This is a genomic window from Mesorhizobium intechi (assembly GCF_002879535.1).
Classification (GTDB): Bacteria; Pseudomonadota; Alphaproteobacteria; order Rhizobiales; family Rhizobiaceae; genus Mesorhizobium; species Mesorhizobium intechi.
The window spans coordinates 26,043-45,277 of record NZ_PNOT02000060.1; the positions used below are offsets into that span (position 1 = coordinate 26,043).

Sequence of the window (19,235 nt, forward strand, 5' to 3'; positions counted from 1 at the left end):
TCATGACGGGCGGATGAAGCCTGACGTTTGGCCAGCCTAGGCTGGAACCTTGATCACCGCGCGCAGGCCGCCGAGCGGGCTGTCGTCGAGGGTGATGTCGCCGCCATGGCTGCGGGCGATGTCGCGGGCGATCGACAGCCCGAGCCCGGTGCCGCTGGCATCGAGGTTGCGAGCTTCGTCGAGCCGCACGAAGGGTTTGAAAACGTCCTCGCGCCTGTCGGCCGGAATGCCGGGACCATTGTCGTCGACGGTAACCACCAGCGAGCCACGGCCGTGATCGGCGCTGACCTCCACCGTCTTGGCATAGCGGAAGGCATTGCCGATGACGTTGGACAACAGCCGCGCGAAAGCGTTCGGCCGGACATGCACGGTCGGATCACCGGAAAGCGTCGTCGACAGCTTGCATTTGCGCAAGGCGGCTTCGTCGCCGAGCTTCTGGAAATAGGCTTCGAGATCGAAACGTCCGGGATCCTCCAAGGCTTCGCCGCGGGCGAAGGCGAGATAGCCTTCCAGCATCGACTGCATGTCATCGATATCCTGGTTGAGGGCCGCCTTGGTCTCGGTCTTGCCGCCGGCCAGCGCCAGCTGCAGCTTGAAGCGGGTGAGGATGGTCCTGAGATCATGGCTGACGCCGGTAAGCATGGCGGTGCGCTGTTCGATCTGGCGCTCGATGCGTTCGCGCATCTGGATGAAGGCAAAGCCGGCGCGGCGCACCTCCTCGGCGCCGCGCGGGCGAAAATCGCGCGGCATCGGCCGGCCCTTGCCGAAGCTTTCGGCGGCCTCGGCAAGCGTCAGGATCGGCCGGATCTGGTTGCGCAGGAAGGGGATGGCGATCATCAGGAGCACAAGCGAGGTGCCGACCATCCAGATCAGGAAGATGTGGGTGTTGGAGGCATAGGCCTGGCTGCGGCGCACGAAGACGCGCAGCACCTTGTTCTCGAGCTGGACGCGCACCTCGACGATGTTGGAATTGCCGACCGTGTCGATCCAGAACGGCCGGTTGATCTGGCGGGTGATCTCGGCCGAAAGGACGTCATCGAGGATCGAGAAGAACGGTTTGGGACCGGGCGGCGGCAAGGGATCGGGCGGCAGCAGGTCGACCTTCAGCTGCATGCGGTCCTGGGCGATGCGGATGACGTTGGCGTAGTCGGCGTCGTGCGGGTAGGTCTCGATCAGGTCGATGATGGCGGCGATGTCGCGCACGGTGGCCTGCGACAGGCGCTGCGTCACCGTTGCCCAATGGCGCTCCATGAAGACGAAGGCGACCACGGATTGCAGAAGGATCATCGGCGCGATGACGATGATCAGCGAGCGCGCGTAAAGGCGCTTGGGCATGTAAAGCGAAACGAGGCGCCAGAACCGGTTCCAGATGCGCGGCACCGCCTTGAGCGTTCGCGTGGCGCGTCCGCTCAAGCCGCCAGGTCCCGGCCCTTCCAGTTCCGTCGTTGCCATTGCCTCTTTCATTTCGGCCGCGGCACTAGATCAGAAGGACGCTTGGTTCAATCGCCATCCTGATCGAACTCTTTGTCAAAGCACGATCTTTTCCGAAAACCGGTTCCTGCTTTTCGGGATCATGCTCAAGAGCCGCGTCCGCTATTCTATTCCACGCTGAGCCGATACCCAATACCGCGCACGGTCTGCAGCCAGACAGGATTGGAGGGATCGCGCTCGATCTTGCGGCGCAGCCGGTTGATCTGCACGTCGATGGTGCGCTCGCCGACCTCTGAATCGTCGCCGACCAGTTCGTGGCGCGGGATGGTCTCGCCGGCTCGCGCGGCAAAGATCGCCAGGATCTCCTGCTCGCGATCGGTCAGCTTCAGCGCCTCGCCGCCGCGCTTCAGCTCACGCCTGGCGATCTGGAACGTGTAAGGCCCGAAGACCAGCTGCTCGACCTTGGGCGTGGTCGCCGGCCCGCCGCGGCGCAGGATGTTGTTGATGCGCAGGATCAGCTCGCGCGGGTCGAAGGGTTTTGGCAGATAGTCGTCGGCGCCGGCCTCGAGCCCTAGGATGCGGCTGTCGGTTTCCGAAAGCGCGGTCAGCATCAGGATCGGCACGTTCTTTTCGGCGCGCAGCGATTTGGTGAGATCGACGCCGCTTTCGCCGGGCATCATGACATCGAGCACAAGCAGGTCGAAGTCGAGGCCGGCGAGCTTTCGCCTGGCCTCGCCGGCATTGCCGGCGACGGTGACGCGAAAGCCGTTTTCGGTCAGATACTGCTTGAGAAGATTGCGGATGCGGGTGTCGTCGTCGACCACAAGCAGATGCGGCGCGTCGTCGTCCGGTGCGGCCGCCTGATCGACCCTCTCAGTGCTCTCCATGGCTTTTTCCTGACATTTTTGCGGACCCAACGTCGATCTGAGCTCTCAGTTCTGGATTGACCATCGCTTCGAGGAAGCGTTCCACCAAGGCCCGTTCGGTGGCGCCGGAATCTTCCAATGCAGCACGGATGCGGCGTGACTGTGGCCGCGCCAGGGCGAGCGCGAGCGCGCGGCCCTTGGCGGTGGGATAGAGCTCGCGCTGGCGGCGGTCGCGCGGCCCTTGCAATTGCACGACGTGATCAGTGTCGATCAGCTGCTTCAGCACGCGCGCCAGGCTCTGTTTGGTGATTTTCAACACGTCGAGCAGTTCGGCGACGGTCAGGCCCGGCCGGCGGTTGACGAAATGCAGCACCCTATGGTGGGCACGTCCGAAGCCATAGTCGGCCAGGATCTGATCAGGATCGGAGGTGAAGTCGCGATAGGCAAAGAAGAACAGTTCGATGATGGCGAAGTCTATGCCGTCCTCGACTGACATCGCGGTCCTGATCGGCTTTCCGGCGGCTGGGCTTCGATCCGTCATCATTTCTCCATGGGAACGGGAGATTATGTCAGTACTATTGACGTAATTTCCCCGCAATGGTAATTTTTGGCAAGCTTTTGGGCGGATTGCGAACGAAAAGGCAAGGCAGGCCGGTTTTTCCGGAACTTCCTGAGTTTGCCAGGGCGCGATTATCCGCCTACGCTTCGCAACACCGGCCGGCGTTTCCAATCACATGGCGCGGCCTAAAAGAACACGCTACGACACCAAGGATATGCGGGCCGCGACCCGCGGGAGGTTACCATGGCATCCGTTCCCTTCGATCAACTGGACGGCTTCATCTGGATGAATGGCGAATTCATTGCGTGGGGCGACGCCAAGATACATGTTCTGACGCACGGTCTGCACTATGCCAGCGCGGTCTTCGAGGGCGAGCGCGCCTATGGCGGCGAGATCTTCAAGCTGAACGAGCACACCGAGCGCCTGCATGAATCGGCCCGCCTGCTCGGCTTCAAGATTCCCTATTCGGTCGCCGAGCTCAACGAGGCCTCGACCACGCTGTTGAAGAAGCAAGGGTTCCAGGACGCTTATGTCAGGCCGATCGCCTGGCGCGGCAGCGAGCAGATGGGCGTTTCGGCGCAGAACAACCGCATCAACGTCGCCATCGCCATCTGGCAGTGGCCGAGCTATTTCGATCCGGCGCAGAAGCTGAAGGGCATCCGCCTTGACGTAGCGGAATGGCGCCGGCCCGACCCGCGCACGGCGCCGTCGAAGTCGAAGGCCGCCGGCCTCTACATGATCTGCACCATGTCCAAGCACGCGGCCGAAGCAAAAGGCTATGCCGATGCCATGATGCTCGACTGGCGCGGCCAGGTCGCCGAGGCAACCGGCGCCAACATCTTCTTCGTCAAGGACGGCAAGATCCACACGCCCAAACCCGACTGCTTCCTCGACGGCATCACCCGCCGCACGGTCATCGGGCTCGCCAGGGATCGTGGCCTGGAGGTAATCGAACGCGCCATCCTGCCGGAAGAACTGGAAGGCTTCGAACAATGCTTCCTGACTGGAACGGCGGCGGAAGTAACACCGGTTTCGGAGATTGGCCCTTACCGATTCGAGGTTGGCGAAATCGCCAAGAACCTTATGAATGACTATTCTGCGGCCGTTCAGCCGAAGCACGCGATCGCCGCAGAATAACGATAGTCACAGCTTTTCGCGCAAGCAGGGGCGGTTTTCGGGCCACCCCTTTTATTTCAGCGTTTCTGCATTTGACTTTCAGTCAATTCGGCGTCTCATGATGGTGTCGGCCCGGGAGGCTGACAGCCATGGAGGGACTAATCATATGGACATGAACACGCTTCTTCCGATCATTGTACAGGTGATTACGGGTATCATCGGTGGTCAGGCGGTTGGTGTTGCACTCAAGAACGCGGCGATGGGCCAGCTTCCCAAAATCCTGGGTGGCGCGATTGGCGGCGTCGGCGGCGCGGCGATCCTCGGCAGCCTGCTTGGCCACGGCGCCGTCGATCCGGCAGCAGCCGCTGCAGCGACGAGCGGTCTTGGCAGTGCGCTCAACCTTGACAACATCGTCGGCGGCGCCGGCGGCGGCGCGATCCTGACCGGCATCATCGGTGCGGTCATGGGCGCCATGAAGAAGTAAGCCTGGCGGTCTCAGGTTTGTTCAAATGGGCGGCTTCGGCCGCCCATTTCTGTTTCCGCAACCACTGACTGCTCGTCTTTCGAAGGTCGCCCCCTTCATTCGCGCGCCTGAGAGGTTCATCGTTTCACGCGAACGCCGAACCGCTCCGTCTGGCTATTTGGCGCACTCCCAAGGGAAAGCGCTACGCGCTTTCCCGGGAAAACCGTCTCACACTTTTCCGGCAATTGCTCTACATCACGGCGTGAACATCGAAAGGACGATCATGGGTCAGCTCAATGCCGGCATCGTGCCGGTCACACCGTTTCAGCAGAACTGCACCATCCTGTTCGACATGGACGACAAGCACGGCGTCGTCGTCGATCCGGGCGGCGACATCGAAAAGGTGATGGCGGTGTTGAAGGACAATGCGATCACGGCCGAGGCGATCTGGATCACGCATGGCCATATCGACCATGCCGGCGGCGCCATGGAGCTGAAGGAAGCGCTTGGCCTCGACATCATCGGCCCCCATGTGGCCGACAGGCCTTTGCTCGACAATCTGGAGAAACAGGGCAGGCTCTACGGCATAGCGGGCTCGCGCAACTGCGTGCCCGACCGGTTCCTCACCGAAGGCGAGACCGTGTCGTTCGGCGGCCACCAGTTCGAGGTGCTGCATTGCCCCGGCCACGCGCCCGGCCATGTCGTCTACTACAACCGCGCGGCCAAGTTCGCCCATGTCGGCGATGTGCTGTTCCGCGGCTCGGTCGGCCGCACCGATCTGCCTGGCGGCGACCATGCGACGCTGATCGCCTCGATCAAGAACAAGCTTTTGCCGCTCGGCGACGATGTCGGTTTCATCTGCGGCCACGGCCCAGGCGGCCGTTTTGGCGAGGAACGGCGGACCAATCCGTTCCTTGTTTAGGACCAGCACCCTCGACACGACGTCGCAGCGACAAACAAAAAAGCGCTGGCCTTGCGATCAGCGCTCTCTTTGTCCGGGGCAGGGAAGCCTCAGTTTGCAGTGCAGAAATGCTGCTCGCCGTCATTGCCGGTGAAGGTGCCGGTGCGGGAGTTGAAGCTGCGGTAGCGGTCCGAGCAGTATTCGTACCAGTCTCGCGTCCACGGCTCGGCATAGCGATCGGCATAGACCACCCGCGGTTCGACATAGTAGCGGCGGACCGGTGCCGGGCGGACCCGCACGTCACGATCGTAGTATCCGTCATTGTAGTAACCGTCATCGTAGTAGCGGTTAGCGTCAGGCGGCGGCCGGTCATTGGCCAGCGCGCCACCGATCAGCGCACCAGCGGCGAGGCCAAGCACACCGGCGGCAATGGCGTCGCCATTGCCGTGGTGGCGGTGATGGCGCCATTCATCGGCATTGGCCGCGGGCAAGGCCACGAGCATGGTGGCCGCCATGGCGGCGGACAGCACGGCTGTCTTGAAAATTCTGTTCATCTTGGTCTCCTTCGTACCGGACCGTGCAGTTTTGCAGGGGATGCGGTCCGGCTTTACCCAAGACTAATATGCGACCGTGGCTGAACGGAGGCTGAACGGATTTCGACGTGCCGGCTAAGGAGGGCGTCAAAAACCAAGGCTCTGAGCGAACAGGGCAGCCCTGCTGGAGCCGACGGTCTGAAACCGGCTCAGCCGACCGACAGGTTGACGGCCTTCGGTCCCTTGCCGCGCTTGTCCGGCTCGGTGTCGAATGTTACTTTCTGCCCATCTTCGAGACCGGGAAGACCCGACGCCTGCACGGCCGAAATATGGACGAAGACATCCTTCGCGCCATCGTCCGGCGTGATGAAGCCGAAGCCTTTGGCATGGTTGAAGAATTTGACGGTGCCGGTCTGCGGCATGGGAAGCTCCTTTGATCCCATAAACTCCAGTCTCGGGCCGGCAAATGCCCGAGAGGAAATTTGTCCTTTATTTTAGCGTCATCGGCAAGAGAAAGTTTTGCGGGCACTTAAGGCGCCTTAAGCACTTGTTGTGATGCATGTCGTTCACCCGGAGCCGGATCCACTTCCGGGCTGCATGCATTTATGCTGCGCACGGACATGAAAAAGGCGCGGCGAAAAATCGCCGCGCCTTTTCAAAAATCTGTCTGCTCGCCCACAGGCTGGGCGAGCTTCGAAACCTCGTTCGCCCGCGGTCAGGGACGCGCGGCGGCGATGCTTCAGGCAGCGCGGAGGTTGACCGCCTTCGGGCCCTTGCCCATGCGGTCCGGCTCGACGTCGAAGGTGACCTTCTGGCCGTCGACGAGCGTGCGCAGGCCCGATGCCTCGATCGCGGAAATATGGACGAACACGTCCTTGGCGCCGCCGTCGGGCGTGATGAAACCGAAGCCTTTGGTCGCATTGAAGAATTTAACGGTGCCGGTCTGGGCCATTGGGGAAACTCCTTCACCCGTTCAGTCTTTGTTGGTCCTGCCCGCCACCTGGCGTCGAGGGCAGTTCCCGGTGGTTGCTTTCGGCAGTCATGCATTGGCGCATGGTCAAACCCCCCGCCGAAAAACGGGGCCGTCAGAGATTCACAGTATCGGGGAAAGGTCGTCCAAAACGTTCCGCTCTCCGGGTCGCAAATGCCCGAACACGGAATTTATCGCACGGAAACGTGAAGGTTGCAAGATAGCGCCGCGGGCCGCCATACTGAGCGCATCCCGACGCAAGAATCGACCGATCTGAGCGTCGACAGGCCGCAAATAGGCCTCGTTGCCGGGCCGGTCATTGACCCACAGAGAGGGTCGCGCATGGGCCAGTGTTGCCATGGCCGCAATCGCCGTTTCCGCCCCCCGGCGAACGCGGTTGCATCCGACAGGGTTGCATTTGACAGGGGAATGGCGAGGATCGCGATCGGGGATGGGAGCGAGGGAGAAATCAGCATGAAATTCGTGGCGTCGGTGTTTTCGCGGCAAGGGTTTGCCGTCCTGTTCCTGTCGGCGCTTCTGGCCGCGTGCACCGTGGTCGTCGACGATGGGCCAGGACCACGGCCGCGGCCGCCGCGTCCCGAACCGGAATTCTGCACCAGGCAATACGAGCCGGTCTGCGCCCGGCGCGGCGGCGACCGCCAGACCTTCGCCAATGCCTGCCTTGCCGACCGCGCCGGCTACCGCATCGTGCGCGACGGCCCCTGCCGCGGCGACGGCGGCGATGGGGGTGGTGGTGGCGAGGAGCAGACGTTCTGCACCCGCGAATACGCGCCCGTCTGCGCCCGCCGCCACGGCGAGATGCGCAGCTTCCCCAACGCCTGCGAAGCCCGCGCCGCGGACTACCGCATCGTCGGCGATGGACCGTGCTGAGAACGTCCTAGCTGTCGACGCCAGTATAGGCTTTGCCTTTCAGCAGGGCTGCCAGGTGGACAGCATTTGACGCGGCCATCTCGATCATGCCGGCGACCTTTTCGGGGGTCTTCGGCAGATCGACATAATTGACGTCGCCCATCGCCTCGCCCACCCAATAGACGCCGCCATTGGCCGGAATGGTGAAGCCGACATCGTTGAGCGCCTGGAAGCACTCGGCATGGCAATGGTGGGCACCATCTTCGTTGCCGACGATCGCCACCAGCGCCACCTTGCCGGCGGCCGGCATGCGGCCCTTGCCGTCGGTTTCCTCGAGAAAGGCATCCATGCGTTCCATAACGCGCTTGGCGACGCTGGAGGGTTGTCCCATCCAGATCGGCAGACCGAGTATGAAGATGTCGGCCGCGATAATCTTCTTACGCAGACTGGGCCAGTCGTCGCCTTTGCCCATGTCGGAGATCACTCCGGGCTTGATGTCATGATCGAGGGCGCGCACGACCTCCCCCTTCACGCCATGCGGTTCGAGCGCCGAGAGCAGGTCGGCGATGATCCTGTCGGTGGAAGATTTTTCCTTGTCGCTGGATGCTTTCAGCGAGCAGTTGATGGCAAAGGCGGTGAGGGACATTCGGCGGCTCCTGCATATGGCTGCAGGCTCAACGTCGGGGGGCGCTTGCGGTTGCTCAGGAATGATAGTCAGGTTGCGTAGGATGGATAAGCGCCATCGGCGGTCCGGCATGGAGCAGGCTGCCGTGATCTGATCGCTCAAGGCATCCCGAAAGCGCTCGGAACCTAGCGAAGGCTTGAACCTGCCGCGCCAATGGCCTAAATCGCGGCAGGCGGACAAACACGGTAGGTTTCCCATTAACAGAGATCAGAGACGAGCGGCGAGTGCGGGGACCAGGTCTGGCGCAGGCGGCCAGCCGCCGCTAGGCCTCGACCAGTATGTGCAGCAGGCCCTGCAACTGCACCAGGCCGGGCGCCGGCAAGAGGCAGAATCGATCTACCGGCAAGTTTTGACGCGTCAGCCCAAACACGCGGCGGCGGCGCATTTCCTGGGGCTGTTGCTGCACCAGACCGGGCGCAGCGAAGAAGGGTTGGACCTCATCGAGCAGTCGGTCAGCCTGCAGCCGACGAATGCCGATTTCCTCAACAATTTCGGGACGGTGATGCGTGATCTCGGCCGCGTCGCCGCGGCGATCGACTTCTTTCGTGGCGCGGTGGACCTGCGGCCGGAGCAGCTCGCCGCGCGCGACAATCTCGGCTCGTCGCTGAAGCAGCTCGGGCGGTTCGAGGAGGCCGAAGAGATTTACCGCGGCACCGTCGCGCGCAATCCTTTCCATGTGCGCGCCCGCATCGGGCTTGCCGAAACCCTGCAGGAAGCCGCTCGCCTGGACGAGGCGCTGGCTGTGTTTCGTGAGTCGCTGACCATCCGTCCCAAGGATGCCGACCTCCTGCACGGGCTCGGAGTCGGGCTGATGGAAAAGGGCAAGCTCGACGAGGCGGCCGATCTTTTCCGGCAAGCGCTGGCGGTCAACCCGGGCATGGCCAAGGCCTGGCTGATGTTGTCGCAGGTCAAGCGCCAGAAGGAGCGCGATGCCGAATTGTCCGGCATGGAAGCGCAGCATGCCAAGGCGCCGCAGGACAGCCTGGCGCGCATGCAGCTGTCATTCGGCCTCGGCAAGGCCAATGACGATTTGAAGGACTATGAGAAGGCCTTCGACTATTTTGCCGAAGGCAATGCCATTCGCCGCAAGGGGATCAGCTATGACCCCGTGAGGACGCGCGAGGAATTCGCGGCGATGAAGACGGTGTTCGATGCCGGCTTCTTCGCAAGGCACAAACCGAGCCCGATCACCGATGACGCGCCGATCTTCGTCGTCGGCATGCCGCGTTCGGGCACGACGCTGGTCGAGCAGATCATCGCCAGCCATCCGCAGGTCTATGGCGCGGGCGAGCTCAGCATCCTGAAGAACGCGGTCGGCAAGCAGTTCCCGGCGACCATGCCGGGTGGCTTTCCGTGGGGCGTCTCGGATGCGGACGATGCGGATTTCGCGGAGGCGGGCCAGGCCTATCTCGACATGCTGCATGCCCGCTATCCCCATATCAGCCACGTTACCGACAAGATGCCAGGCAACTTCCTGCTTGTCGGCTTCATCCACATGATGATGCCGGAGGCCAAGATCATCCATTGCACCCGCGATGCGGCTGCAACCTGCCTGTCGATCTACAAGGTGCATTTCCGCGGCGACAGCCACCGCTATGGCTACGATCTCGGCGAACTCGCCGACTTCCACAATCTCTATACCGACATCATGGCGCATTGGCACAAGGTGCTGCCCGGCGTCGTGCATGATGTGCGCTACGAGGATTTCGTCGCCGACCAGGAAGGCCAGAGCCGGGCGCTGATCGAGTATCTCGGCCTGCCATGGGACGATGCCGTGCTGTCGTTCCACGAGACCGACCGGCCGGTGCGCACGGCGTCCGCCGCGCAGGTTCGCCAGCCGATGTATCAAGCCTCCGTCGACCTGTGGAAACGCTATGGGGATCGATTGAAGCCGCTATTGGATAGGCTGGATTAGCGAACGGGCTAAAGATTAGCCGGCGTCCCCCCGCTTCGTCATCCAGGGGTCTGCGCGACGGAGCTTCGCTCCTTGCTCAGCCATGGGATGACGAAGTTGGACAGGCCTCGGCCAATGTCCAACGTCTACGATCCGCAACTCTCGCGTTGCGCCAGTTGCTCAAAGTTCGATGAAGGGCTGGAAGCCGCCGAAGATCATGCGCTTCATATCGAACGGCATGGGACCCAAATCGGGTGTCAAACGCGGGTCGGCCATCACCTTGGCCATCACCGTGTCGCGGCTTTGCCTGGATTCATAGACCGCCCAGGCGAACACGACGATCTCGTCGCCGGTCGCCTGGACCGCACGTGGAAACGAGGTCAGTTCGCCATAGGGCACGTCGTCGCCGATGCATTCGACATAGGCCTGCGCGCCGTGTTCCATCCATATGGGGCCTGCGAGGTTGGCCAGCTTCTTGTACTCCTCGAGTTTGGCCTTTGGCACGGCAAGCACGAAACCATCGACATAGGACATAGTGAACTCCTTGCTGAAAACCGAGCGCCGGGTCGGCGGGGATACGACCCGGCGCGGGAGCGAATCAGCCCTGACGGGCGACGCCTGCTCGCTACTTCACCGGCGCGTTCATCGCCCAGGCGACGCCGAACGGATCGTTCAACTGGCCCCAGCGGTCGCCCCAGAACATCACCTGCAGCGGCGTGACCACTTCGCAGCCGGCATCGACGGCGCGCTGCCACCAGGTCTCGATGTCGCTGTCCTCAAGATGGAGCTGCAGCGTGTAGCCCTGGGCGTCCTTATGCGGATGGCCGTGCTCGGGATAGGCGTCGCCCAGCATCAGCGTTGAGCCGTTGATGTGGAGGTGGATGTGCATCGTGCGGCCTTTTTCATCCGCCGGATAGGCGAAGACCTGCTTGGCGCCAAAGGCCTTCTTGTAGAAATCAGCGGCCTTGAAGGCGCCGTCCACCTGCAGATACGGGGTCAATCCGCCGAGCACTTCTGCCCTGGGCTGAACGGGGGTCTGGTCAGTCATGTCTAATGCTCCTCTTTGCGTTCGGCTTGGCCTTGCGAACCACAGGACGCACGAGGAGACGGCAATCCTACATGGCGGCGCGAATTTTTTTGCGAGCCGGGCCCGGACAGACCGGGCAGCCGGCGGGTGTGAGGGGCAATCGCATGAACAGGCCGGTCGCGGTCATATGACCTTGGCCGAGAAGGTCGTTGCACGACGGCTGTTCTGCGCGTCGAAAAGTTCCGGGAAGCCGATGTCCTTGCGCAATTCGGCTGGCAGCGAGAGCAGGATGCGTTCACTGCGATGGCGGGCACGTGCCGCCGCATATTGGGTTGCGATGCGACCGATCGATGAAAGGACCGACATGATGTTCTCTCCCTGGGTTGAAGCCGGCATCATCGTGTCGGCATCCCAAGGACGCGGCAGGTTCAGGCGATCCGACAGAGCGCCGAAATTATTTCAGAGGACCGAGGCGGCCAGCGCGGTGTCGTAATACTCCACGAGAGCGATGATCTTGCCGTCGCGTATAGTCCAGAAGTCAGCGGTATGCATAACAAGCTCCTGGCCGGTGGTTCTGCGCGTCAGATGGATTTCGACCTGCACCGCAACCTTGTCGCCACCGTCGGTGTAGTCCATCGGGACGAAGCTCCGGTATTCGAAATCCTTGTCCAGCGAGATGAGGCGGTCAAGGAATTGCTGTTTGCCGTTGCCAGCCGCGATGAAAGGTGCATGCGGCTCTGCGACCCAGCGGAAGACGACATCGTCGGAACAGTGGCCCAGCGCGCCTACGATGTCGCGTTTTGAATAAGCATCATAAAGGTTCTTGACGACGTCCACGCCGCGCATGACCGTTTTCCTCCCTCGGTTCGCGAGCCGTCAGGATGCACCTTTTTCGGGTGATGGAAAAGTATTATTGCGGGCTAATATTTCCTTGTGGGCCAGCACTATTTGGAAGCGCCGGCCCGCGTGTCTGTATTGTCGTCAATTCGACCCTTCTGCCACGGTACGGAAGAACTCTTCCGGGTCGTCGACTTCCGTCAGCTTGCGCTTCTCGATCAGCCAGAAGCGGTTGCCTGTGGCGCGGATGAAGGAGCGGTCGTGCGAGGCGAGCACGCAGCTTGCCTGGTGCTTGAGCAATTCCTCCTCCAACGCTTCCTGGCCATCGATGTCGAGATGGTTGGTCGGCTCGTCGAGCAGATAGAAATTGGGGTTGGCGAGCCGCAGCGCCAGCATCATCAGCCGTGCCTTCTGGCCGCCGGACAGCACGCCGATCCTTTTCTCCTGCATCTCGATGACCACGCCGGCGCCGGCAAGCAGTGCGCGGGCGCGTTGTTCGCCGACATCGTAGCGGCGCGAGACCATCGCCAGCGGCGTGTCGTCGCCGCTGATGCCGGACAGCGCCTGGTCGCTATGGCCGAGCACCGTCGACGGCGTCACCTTCACGTTCTGCACTGTGTCGGGCTTGACGATGGCGTTGCGGATCAGGCTGACGAAGCGCGACTTGCCGACGCCATTGCGGCCGAGCAGTACGATGCGGTCGCCCTGGCAGATGTGGCGCTTGCCGGTCCTGAACAGCAGCGTACCATCGGGCGTTTCGACCGTGGCATCATCGAGCGTGATCAGCACCTTGGCGTGGGTGCCGCGATTGGCAAGCCGGATCGCTCCGGCCGACTTTTCGCGGTGCGTCGATACCGCCGCCTCTTCGAGTTTCTCCGCCCGTTCCCTGAGCTGCTTGGTTTTCACCGTCAAAAGGTCGCTGCCGGAATTGATACCGATGTTGTTGAGCTTGGCGGCCTGCTTTCGCAACTGCTGGGCGACCTTCATGTCGCGCTCGAACTTGCGCGCCGTCGAGGCGTCGACTTCGTCGAGCGCCTGTCTGGCGCGGGAGTAGGGCAGCGCGAACACCGGCGATTGTTCCGGGCGCAGGAACAGCGTGCGGTTGGTGGTGGCGTCGAGGAAGGCGCGGTCATGGCTGGCGATGACGACCGGCATCTCGCGCGGCAGCGCGTTCAGCCAGCTTTCCAGTTGGCTGATGCGGGCAAGGTCGAGATGGTTGGTCGGCTCATCGAGCAGAAGCACATCGGGATCGGTGACCCAGACGCGGGCGATCAGCGCCAGCCTTTGCCAGCCGCCGCTCAACGCCTGCATTTCCCGCTCGCGCATCGCCTCAGGAACATCGAGCGAGTCGAGGACAACGTCGACGCGCCACATCTCGCTGTCGGCCTGCTCGGCCGGCAAGCCATCGGCCACCACTTGGTGAAAGGTGCGGCCGAGAAGGGCAGGGGGAACCGACTGCTCGACATGGCCGACGCGCAAGCCGCGCGTGCGGGTGATGTCGCCGGATGTCGGCTCCATCTCGCCGGTAAGGCATTTGAGCAAGGTCGACTTGCCACGACCGTTGGCGGCAACGATGCCGAGCCGGTCGCCGCCGCCGACAGTGAGGTCGAGATTGGAAAACAGCGGCGCACTCATGGTGACGCCGAGGGATTTGAGGCTGATCAGGGCCATTTGGATTTCTCTGGTCTTGCCGGAAACAACTCCGGATGCACTTTGACGGTGCGCGTGCCGGCCATCAGGCTCGGCGTTGCGGCACCACGAAGGGCAGACCAAAAAATCGAAGCGGGAAAAACCCGGACCGTCCCTGGTCAGCCCTGCAAGCTGGCTTGCAGGGCAGAAATCGGGCCACGCTGACGATGGTGATCGATAAACACGCAGCCCCCCTTTCAAGACGTTCGAGTGTGCGAAGCGATTACACCAAAGGCGGTGCGGATGGCAAGGCCGGCGCTTTTACCCGGCGCGGGAACGGATCCAGCACCAGTATGCAGCCGCCGATGATCGCCACCGCGCCGACAGCCTGGATGACGGTCAGCGACTCGCCAAGCATGACGGTGCCAACCAGTACCGCGATCGTGGTCACGGCGAATTCGACGCTGATCGTCCTGGTGGCGCCGATGCTGGCCACCAGCCGGAAATAGACGACATAGGTCAGCGCACTCATGACGCAGGCAAGAAGGACGAGATAGAGGAAATCGACGGGACGCGGCATGGCCGGCACCGGCACGGCCAAGAGCAATGGCAGTGTCATCAGTCCGCCGAACAGGAAGGCGGCACCGGTGAGTTCGAACGAGCCGGCCGAGCGCAGATGGCGATTGGCGTAGTTGCTGCCGAAGGCGGCGGAGAAGGAACTGAACAGCGAGGCGGCGCAGCCCAAGGCGAAGGACGGCGTGATCGGCACCGAAGGGAAGCCGACCAGGACCACGATACCCGCGGCACCGAGCAGCAGGCCGGCCAGCCCGCGGACGGTGATGCGCTCGAGCCCCCATAACTGGCCAAGGATCATCGAGAACAGCGGGATCGCGGCGACGAGCATGGCCGCCATGGCCGTGCCGATCCGCGGGGTGGCGTAGGACAGGCCGATCAGCTGCGCCGCGACGGTCGTCGCGCCGACCACGGCGAAGTGCCGCCAGCCGGCGCTGAAATCGAGCCGGCGTCGCGTCGCCACGGCCAACAGGAAGAGCGTGATGCCGGCGATCAGCGAGCGCAAGGTCACCGCGCCGACCCAGCCGAAGGCGTGTACGACCTTGAGCAGGACGAGGAACGACAGGCCCCAGGTGACAGCCAGGAAGGCGTAGGCGGCGATATCCTTGGGTTTCATGGGGGGCGGTGGGAAGCTTTGCTGGCAGAGGCAGGATTGCAGCCGTGCGTACCGCCTCCACCGCCTGGCGGCAAGCGCGAGCGCATCGTCCAGAGGCCGTTCCGACTTAAGGTGCGCCGATGGAGCGCTTTTCCTTCTCCCCCGGTGGGAGAAGGTGGCCTCGCGAAGCGAGGTCGGATGAGGGGTGATCCAGGGAACACCAACGCCTCATTCTGCTGGAACACCCCTCAACCGTCTCGGCGCTGGCGCGCCGATCCACCTTCTCCCACAGGGGGAGAAGGAAGAGGCCGCTATTTCCCCGGCCGTCCCGTTTTACCCGGCCGGCGCTTCTCCCGACGCGCATCGCCTGGGTCCTCGTAGGAGCCGATGCCGGCGCGCTGGCGGATGATTGGTTTGTCGTCGCGATCCTTGGCGCCCGTCCTGCTGGACGTCTCCCCCACGAGGGGGGAGATCGGCTGGGGCTTCGCCGGCACTTTTCCTTCGACCGGCTTTTCCGTGCGCCGCACGGTCATCTCGTCCAGCGAGTTCTTCTTGAACAGCGGCTTGACCGGCTCGCCCGGAATACCGAAGTCGGAACCATGCGCTTCGGACGCCGACTGTTTCTTGAACAGCGAGCGTGACACCGCACCCGCTGGCGTCGGCATGTCGGTGCCAGGCCCCATGTCGTCGATCGAGGGCTTGGCGAACAGCGTCTTCTTCACCGGCACGGCACCGTCGGCGCCCATCTCGTCGAGATTAGGCTTGCGGAAGAGGTTGGGCCGGGCAGCCCTGGCGGCCTCTTCGGCGGCGCGTGCTTCGTCGAGCTTGCGGAAACGCTCCTGTTCCTCAGCCGTGCGATGCTTGGCCACGCCCTTGTTGTGCTTGCCTTTCTCGCGGCCCGAGACCGGGCTTTCCATGTCGGCGTATTTGGCCAGTGGGTCTTCGGAGATCGACAGTTCCATTTCGCGCAGCCGCTTGATCTCGTCGCGGATGCGGGCTGCCTTCTCGAAGTCGAGATTGGCGGCGGCGTCGCGCATCTGTTTTTCCATCGCATCGAGATGCGCCTTGAGGTTGTTGCCCATCATGGCGCCGGCGCTGTCAGTGAACTGCGAGATGTCGGCGCGGACGTGATCCTTCTCGTAGACCGAGTCCAGAATGTCGGAGATCCGCGACTTGACCGATTCCGGCGTGATGCCGTTGGCGGCGTTCCACTCCATCTGCTTTTCGCGGCGACGGTTGGTTTCGGCCATCGCCCGCTCCATCGAGCCGGTAACCTGGTCGGCATAGAGGATGACCTTGCCGTCGACGTTACGGGCGGCGCGGCCTATGGTCTGGATGAGCGAGGTTTCCGAGCGCAGGAAACCTTCCTTGTCGGCATCGAGAATGGCGACGAAGCCGCATTCGGGAATATCCAGCCCTTCGCGCAGCAGGTTGATGCCGACCAGCACGTCGAAAGCGCCGAGGCGCAAATCGCGCAGGATCTCGATGCGCTCCAGCGTATCGATATCGGAGTGCATGTAGCGTACACGCACGCCCTGTTCGTGCAGATATTCGGTCAAATCCTCGGCCATGCGCTTGGTCAGCACCGTGACCAGCGTGCGGTAGCCGGCGGCCGTGGTCTCGCGGATCTCGCCGACGACGTCGTCGACCTGGCTTTTCGCCGGGCGAACCTCCACCGGCGGGTCGATCAGGCCGGTCGGGCGGATGACCTGTTCGGCGAAGACGCCGCCGGACTGTTCCATTTCCCAACCGCCCGGCGTCGCCGAAACGGCGACGGAGAGCGGACGCATGGCGTCCCATTCCTCGAAGCGCAGCGGCCGGTTGTCCATGCAGGAGGGCAGGCGGAAGCCATACTCGGCCAGCGTCGCCTTGCGCCGGAAGTCGCCGCGATACATACCGCCGATCTGCGGCACGGTGACGTGGCTTTCATCGATGAACACCAGCGCATTGTCCGGGATATACTCGAACAAGGTCGGCGGCGGGTCGCCCGGCTGGCGGCCGGTGAGATAGCGCGAATAGTTCTCGATGCCGGCGCAGGAGCCGGTGGCTTCCAGCATTTCGAGGTCGAAACGGGTGCGCTGTTCCAGCCGCTGCGCCTCCAGCAGGCGGCCGGCACGCTCCAGTTCGACCAGACGTTGCTTGAGCTCTTCCTTGATCGACTTGATCGCCTGGTTGAGCGTCGGGCGCGGCGTCACATAGTGGGAATTGGCGTAGATCTTGACGCTTTTCAGCTCACCGGTCTTCTGGCCGGTCAGCGGATCGAATTCGGTGATCTGCTCGATCTCGTCGCCGAACATCGAGATTCGCCAGGCGCGGTCCTCAAGGTGGGCCGGGAAGATTTCGATCGTGTCGCCGCGCACGCGAAACGAGCCGCGCACGAAATTGATGTCCTGCCGCTTGTATTGCTGGGCGACGAGGTCGGCGAGCAGGGCGCGCTGGTCGAGCCGGTCGCCGAGCTGCATCTGGAAGGTCATTGCCGTATAAGTCTCGACCGAACCGATACCGTAGATGCAGGACACCGAGGCGACGATGATGACGTCGTCGCGCTCGAGCAGCGAGCGCGTGGCCGAGTGGCGCATGCGGTCGATCTGTTCGTTGATCGAGGATTCCTTCTCGATGAAGGTGTCTGTGCGAGGAACGTAGGCTTCCGGCTGGTAGTAGTCGTAATAGGAGACGAAATACTCGACAGCGTTGTCGGGGAAGAATTTCTTGAACTCGGAATAGAGCTGCGCGGCCAGCGTTTTGTTCGGCGCCAGGATCAGGGCAGGGCGCTGTGTCTCCTCGATCACCTTGGCCATCGTAAAGGTCTTTCCCGAGCCGGTGACGCCGAGCAGAACCTGGGTGCGGTCATTGTTCTCGACGCCTTCGACAAGGTCCTTGATGGCGGTGGGCTGGTCGCCCGCCGGCTCGAAGTCCGACACCATCTTGATGGCGATGCCACCTTCCGACTTTTCCGGCCGGGCAGGGCGGTGCGGCGTCCACAACACGCCATCCTTGTGCAGCGGATTGCCGGATTCGATCAGCGCCGACAGCGCGGCGACCGTCGCGGTCACGCCGCTCGACGTCATCGTCTCGGCTTCTTCCAGCGAGATGTCGAGGCCGGCGACCGGATTGAGGCCGACCGCGGCGCGTTCGCGGGCGGTGGCCGCGCCGCCCATCGAGGTGCCGCGCGCCGTGCGCCCGGGCGCGGACGAACGCTCGGGAATCTTCCTGGATGGTTTTGGCGCTTTGCCGCCGTCCCCCTTGCCGGTCTGGCGCCCTTCGCGCTCCGCCTCCTGCTCGATCTGCTCGGCCCAGTCGGCGATCGAACCGGTCAGCGGCGTGCCCGACAGTTCGGGCTGCGGCATCTCGGCGAAGCCGCCTTTGCGCAGCGGCTCGGAGGCGTCGAGGAAATCGGTCAGCGGGCTGCGCCGCTTCGGCGCGGCGCGATCGTCATTCGCCGTCGGCGGCGTTCTTTTATCGGGGGATTTGGCCATGCCCCAAATATGGGAGGTCTTGGCGAAAATGGAAAGAGCGCGATGCGGCGAGGCGCATGCCCCGATGCCACTCCTGACAGAAGGCTGTCAGGAGCGGCAGGTGCCGAGGGGCACCCGGGCGCGGTCAGGCGCCGCGGGCGTTGTCGGTCGCGACCTGGGTCGGCGATCCGCTGAGGCGCGGCACCACGACGAGGCGTGTGACCTTGCCCTTCTTGAAGGCGGCGAGGAAGCGGGAATAGTCCCTGAAGACCACGCAGCCATTGGACTCTGCGCGGCCGCCGCGCAGCATGTAGGTGTGGGCGAGCAGGCCGTTGCGGTTGTACTTGTTGCCGCCGCTCGTCGGCGTCAGGCGTATGGCCTCGACCCCATGGAAGCGCGATTCACGCAGCGACAGGTTGTAAGTGTTGGGCGGCGTCGGGCCACGATCCTTCACGTGGACATAGCGCGGCTGGTCGACCATGGCGCCGAGGCCGGAATGCGCCTCGAGCCGCTGGCCGTCCGGCATGTAGACGGTCTTGGCGCTGATGTCATAGACGGCGACGCCGTGGCCGGCTCCGCTCCCGCCGCTCGGTCCGTTGAAGAGGTTCCTGAACGCCTGGCCAAGGCCGCCCGAAGGCGTGTCCGGCTTTGCATAGGCCAGCACATCGCCGCCCTCGCCAGACCGCCCGGCCCGCGCAGGCCTTGCCGGTTGGGTCTGTTGGACCGGCTTTGCCTGCGGCGCCGGCTTCTGCTGCGCGATCCTGGGTTGCGGCGCCGGTTCATCCTGTTCCACCACGGCCTTTGGCTGCCGCGGCACGTCATATTGCGGCC

General features: G+C 63.3%; 20 protein-coding genes. 5 read left to right on the top strand and 15 right to left on the bottom strand.

Going from position 1 to position 19,235, the window contains the following annotated elements:
- Positions 1 to 36: 36 nt before the first annotated feature.
- From C1D09_RS05525 to C1D09_RS05535, 3 genes are all read right to left on the bottom strand, one after another.
- Positions 37 to 1,452 carry an ATP-binding protein gene (locus C1D09_RS05525; protein WP_143973358.1) on the bottom strand — a complete coding sequence of 472 codons (1,416 nt, stop codon included), beginning with the start codon at positions 1,450 to 1,452 and terminating at the stop codon, positions 37 to 39.
- Positions 1,453 to 1,598: 146 nt separating this feature from the next.
- Positions 1,599 to 2,318, bottom strand: coding sequence for a response regulator (locus tag C1D09_RS05530; RefSeq protein WP_019860633.1), 720 nt, complete (start codon positions 2,316 to 2,318; stop codon positions 1,599 to 1,601).
- Positions 2,305 to 2,838 (bottom strand): MarR family winged helix-turn-helix transcriptional regulator, encoded by a 534-nt coding sequence (locus C1D09_RS05535; protein WP_032933687.1) that lies wholly within the window; start codon positions 2,836 to 2,838, stop codon positions 2,305 to 2,307. Before C1D09_RS05535 ends, C1D09_RS05530 begins: the two co-directional genes overlap by 14 nt.
- Before the next feature lie 261 nt (positions 2,839 to 3,099).
- Between C1D09_RS05535 and C1D09_RS05540 the strand changes: the two genes are divergently transcribed.
- From C1D09_RS05540 to C1D09_RS05550, 3 genes are all read left to right on the top strand, one after another.
- Positions 3,100 to 3,993: a branched-chain amino acid aminotransferase gene (locus C1D09_RS05540; RefSeq protein ID WP_143973359.1), complete on the top strand. Its 894-nt coding sequence runs from the start codon at positions 3,100 to 3,102 to the stop codon at positions 3,991 to 3,993.
- 145 nt (positions 3,994 to 4,138) lie between these two features.
- Positions 4,139 to 4,456 (top strand): hypothetical protein, encoded by a 318-nt coding sequence (locus C1D09_RS05545; RefSeq protein ID WP_143973360.1) that lies wholly within the window; start codon positions 4,139 to 4,141, stop codon positions 4,454 to 4,456.
- A gap of 262 nt (positions 4,457 to 4,718) precedes the next feature.
- Positions 4,719 to 5,357 (top strand): MBL fold metallo-hydrolase, encoded by a 639-nt coding sequence (locus C1D09_RS05550; RefSeq protein WP_143973374.1) that lies wholly within the window; start codon positions 4,719 to 4,721, stop codon positions 5,355 to 5,357.
- An 89-nt stretch (positions 5,358 to 5,446) separates the two neighbouring features.
- Here the strand turns inward: C1D09_RS05550 and C1D09_RS05555 are convergent, their stop codons facing one another.
- From C1D09_RS05555 to C1D09_RS05565, 3 genes are all read right to left on the bottom strand, one after another.
- A complete protein-coding gene (locus C1D09_RS05555; protein WP_143973361.1) occupies positions 5,447 to 5,890 on the bottom strand; it encodes a BA14K family protein in 444 nt (147 codons plus the stop codon).
- A gap of 188 nt (positions 5,891 to 6,078) precedes the next feature.
- Complete coding sequence (locus C1D09_RS05560) at positions 6,079 to 6,291, bottom strand: cold-shock protein (protein ID WP_008877668.1); 213 nt, start codon at positions 6,289 to 6,291, stop codon at positions 6,079 to 6,081.
- 317 nt (positions 6,292 to 6,608) lie between these two features.
- Positions 6,609 to 6,821 carry a cold-shock protein gene (locus tag C1D09_RS05565; RefSeq protein ID WP_006202520.1) on the bottom strand — a complete coding sequence of 71 codons (213 nt, stop codon included), beginning with the start codon at positions 6,819 to 6,821 and terminating at the stop codon, positions 6,609 to 6,611.
- 492 nt (positions 6,822 to 7,313) lie between these two features.
- On the opposite strand from C1D09_RS05565, the gene C1D09_RS05570 reads away from it, so the two are divergent.
- Positions 7,314 to 7,730, top strand: coding sequence for a Kazal-type serine protease inhibitor family protein (locus C1D09_RS05570; RefSeq protein ID WP_143973362.1), 417 nt, complete (start codon positions 7,314 to 7,316; stop codon positions 7,728 to 7,730).
- Between the two features lie 7 nt (positions 7,731 to 7,737).
- On the opposite strand, the gene C1D09_RS05575 is transcribed toward C1D09_RS05570, so the two are convergent.
- Entirely contained in the window at positions 7,738 to 8,355 is a 618-nt protein-coding gene (locus C1D09_RS05575; protein WP_143973363.1) for a flavodoxin family protein, read from the bottom strand.
- Positions 8,356 to 8,674: 319 nt separating this feature from the next.
- On the opposite strand from C1D09_RS05575, the gene C1D09_RS05580 reads away from it, so the two are divergent.
- Positions 8,675 to 10,309 (top strand): tetratricopeptide repeat-containing sulfotransferase family protein, encoded by a 1,635-nt coding sequence (locus C1D09_RS05580; RefSeq protein ID WP_143973364.1) that lies wholly within the window; start codon positions 8,675 to 8,677, stop codon positions 10,307 to 10,309.
- A gap of 159 nt (positions 10,310 to 10,468) precedes the next feature.
- Here the strand turns inward: C1D09_RS05580 and C1D09_RS05585 are convergent, their stop codons facing one another.
- The 8 genes from C1D09_RS05585 to C1D09_RS05620 form a co-directional block, all read right to left on the bottom strand.
- Positions 10,469 to 10,822 (bottom strand): DUF1428 domain-containing protein, encoded by a 354-nt coding sequence (locus tag C1D09_RS05585; protein WP_143973365.1) that lies wholly within the window; start codon positions 10,820 to 10,822, stop codon positions 10,469 to 10,471.
- A gap of 91 nt (positions 10,823 to 10,913) precedes the next feature.
- Positions 10,914 to 11,336 carry a VOC family protein gene (locus tag C1D09_RS05590; protein ID WP_143973366.1) on the bottom strand — a complete coding sequence of 141 codons (423 nt, stop codon included), beginning with the start codon at positions 11,334 to 11,336 and terminating at the stop codon, positions 10,914 to 10,916.
- 162 nt (positions 11,337 to 11,498) lie between these two features.
- Positions 11,499 to 11,681 (bottom strand): hypothetical protein, encoded by a 183-nt coding sequence (locus C1D09_RS05595; RefSeq protein WP_032920719.1) that lies wholly within the window; start codon positions 11,679 to 11,681, stop codon positions 11,499 to 11,501.
- Positions 11,682 to 11,774: 93 nt separating this feature from the next.
- Positions 11,775 to 12,161 carry a nuclear transport factor 2 family protein gene (locus C1D09_RS05600; RefSeq protein WP_143973367.1) on the bottom strand — a complete coding sequence of 129 codons (387 nt, stop codon included), beginning with the start codon at positions 12,159 to 12,161 and terminating at the stop codon, positions 11,775 to 11,777.
- Between the two features lie 135 nt (positions 12,162 to 12,296).
- Positions 12,297 to 13,823: an ABC-F family ATP-binding cassette domain-containing protein gene (locus C1D09_RS05605; RefSeq protein WP_143973368.1), complete on the bottom strand. Its 1,527-nt coding sequence runs from the start codon at positions 13,821 to 13,823 to the stop codon at positions 12,297 to 12,299.
- A 241-nt stretch (positions 13,824 to 14,064) separates the two neighbouring features.
- Positions 14,065 to 14,970 carry a DMT family transporter gene (locus tag C1D09_RS05610; RefSeq protein ID WP_143973369.1) on the bottom strand — a complete coding sequence of 302 codons (906 nt, stop codon included), beginning with the start codon at positions 14,968 to 14,970 and terminating at the stop codon, positions 14,065 to 14,067.
- A 290-nt stretch (positions 14,971 to 15,260) separates the two neighbouring features.
- On the bottom strand, positions 15,261 to 18,425 hold the full coding sequence (uvrB, locus tag C1D09_RS05615) for an excinuclease ABC subunit UvrB (protein ID WP_143973370.1): 3,165 nt from the start codon (positions 18,423 to 18,425) through the stop codon (positions 15,261 to 15,263).
- A 124-nt stretch (positions 18,426 to 18,549) separates the two neighbouring features.
- On the bottom strand, positions 18,550 to 19,235 hold a 686-nt coding region (locus C1D09_RS05620; protein WP_143973371.1), incomplete at its 5' end, for a DUF2778 domain-containing protein.

Excerpts from the sequence above, each read along its gene's own strand:
- C1D09_RS05525 (WP_143973358.1), bottom strand. The coding sequence starts at position 1,452 with ATGGCAACGACGGAACTGGAAGGGCCGGGACCTGGCGGCTTGAGCGGA.
- C1D09_RS05530 (WP_019860633.1), bottom strand. The coding sequence starts at position 2,318 with ATGGAGAGCACTGAGAGGGTCGATCAGGCGGCCGCACCGGACGACGAC.
- C1D09_RS05535 (WP_032933687.1), bottom strand. The coding sequence starts at position 2,838 with ATGACGGATCGAAGCCCAGCCGCCGGAAAGCCGATCAGGACCGCGATG.
- C1D09_RS05540 (WP_143973359.1), top strand. The coding sequence starts at position 3,100 with ATGGCATCCGTTCCCTTCGATCAACTGGACGGCTTCATCTGGATGAAT.
- C1D09_RS05545 (WP_143973360.1), top strand. The coding sequence starts at position 4,139 with ATGGACATGAACACGCTTCTTCCGATCATTGTACAGGTGATTACGGGT.
- C1D09_RS05550 (WP_143973374.1), top strand. The coding sequence starts at position 4,719 with ATGGGTCAGCTCAATGCCGGCATCGTGCCGGTCACACCGTTTCAGCAG.
- C1D09_RS05555 (WP_143973361.1), bottom strand. The coding sequence starts at position 5,890 with ATGAACAGAATTTTCAAGACAGCCGTGCTGTCCGCCGCCATGGCGGCC.
- C1D09_RS05560 (WP_008877668.1), bottom strand. The coding sequence starts at position 6,291 with ATGCCGCAGACCGGCACCGTCAAATTCTTCAACCATGCCAAAGGCTTC.
- C1D09_RS05565 (WP_006202520.1), bottom strand. The coding sequence starts at position 6,821 with ATGGCCCAGACCGGCACCGTTAAATTCTTCAATGCGACCAAAGGCTTC.
- C1D09_RS05570 (WP_143973362.1), top strand. The coding sequence starts at position 7,314 with ATGAAATTCGTGGCGTCGGTGTTTTCGCGGCAAGGGTTTGCCGTCCTG.
- C1D09_RS05575 (WP_143973363.1), bottom strand. The coding sequence starts at position 8,355 with ATGTCCCTCACCGCCTTTGCCATCAACTGCTCGCTGAAAGCATCCAGC.
- C1D09_RS05585 (WP_143973365.1), bottom strand. The coding sequence starts at position 10,822 with ATGTCCTATGTCGATGGTTTCGTGCTTGCCGTGCCAAAGGCCAAACTC.
- C1D09_RS05590 (WP_143973366.1), bottom strand. The coding sequence starts at position 11,336 with ATGACTGACCAGACCCCCGTTCAGCCCAGGGCAGAAGTGCTCGGCGGA.
- C1D09_RS05595 (WP_032920719.1), bottom strand. The coding sequence starts at position 11,681 with ATGTCGGTCCTTTCATCGATCGGTCGCATCGCAACCCAATATGCGGCG.
- C1D09_RS05600 (WP_143973367.1), bottom strand. The coding sequence starts at position 12,161 with ATGCGCGGCGTGGACGTCGTCAAGAACCTTTATGATGCTTATTCAAAA.
- C1D09_RS05605 (WP_143973368.1), bottom strand. The coding sequence starts at position 13,823 with ATGGCCCTGATCAGCCTCAAATCCCTCGGCGTCACCATGAGTGCGCCG.
- C1D09_RS05610 (WP_143973369.1), bottom strand. The coding sequence starts at position 14,970 with ATGAAACCCAAGGATATCGCCGCCTACGCCTTCCTGGCTGTCACCTGG.
- uvrB (WP_143973370.1), bottom strand. The coding sequence starts at position 18,425 with ATGGCCAAATCCCCCGATAAAAGAACGCCGCCGACGGCGAATGACGAT.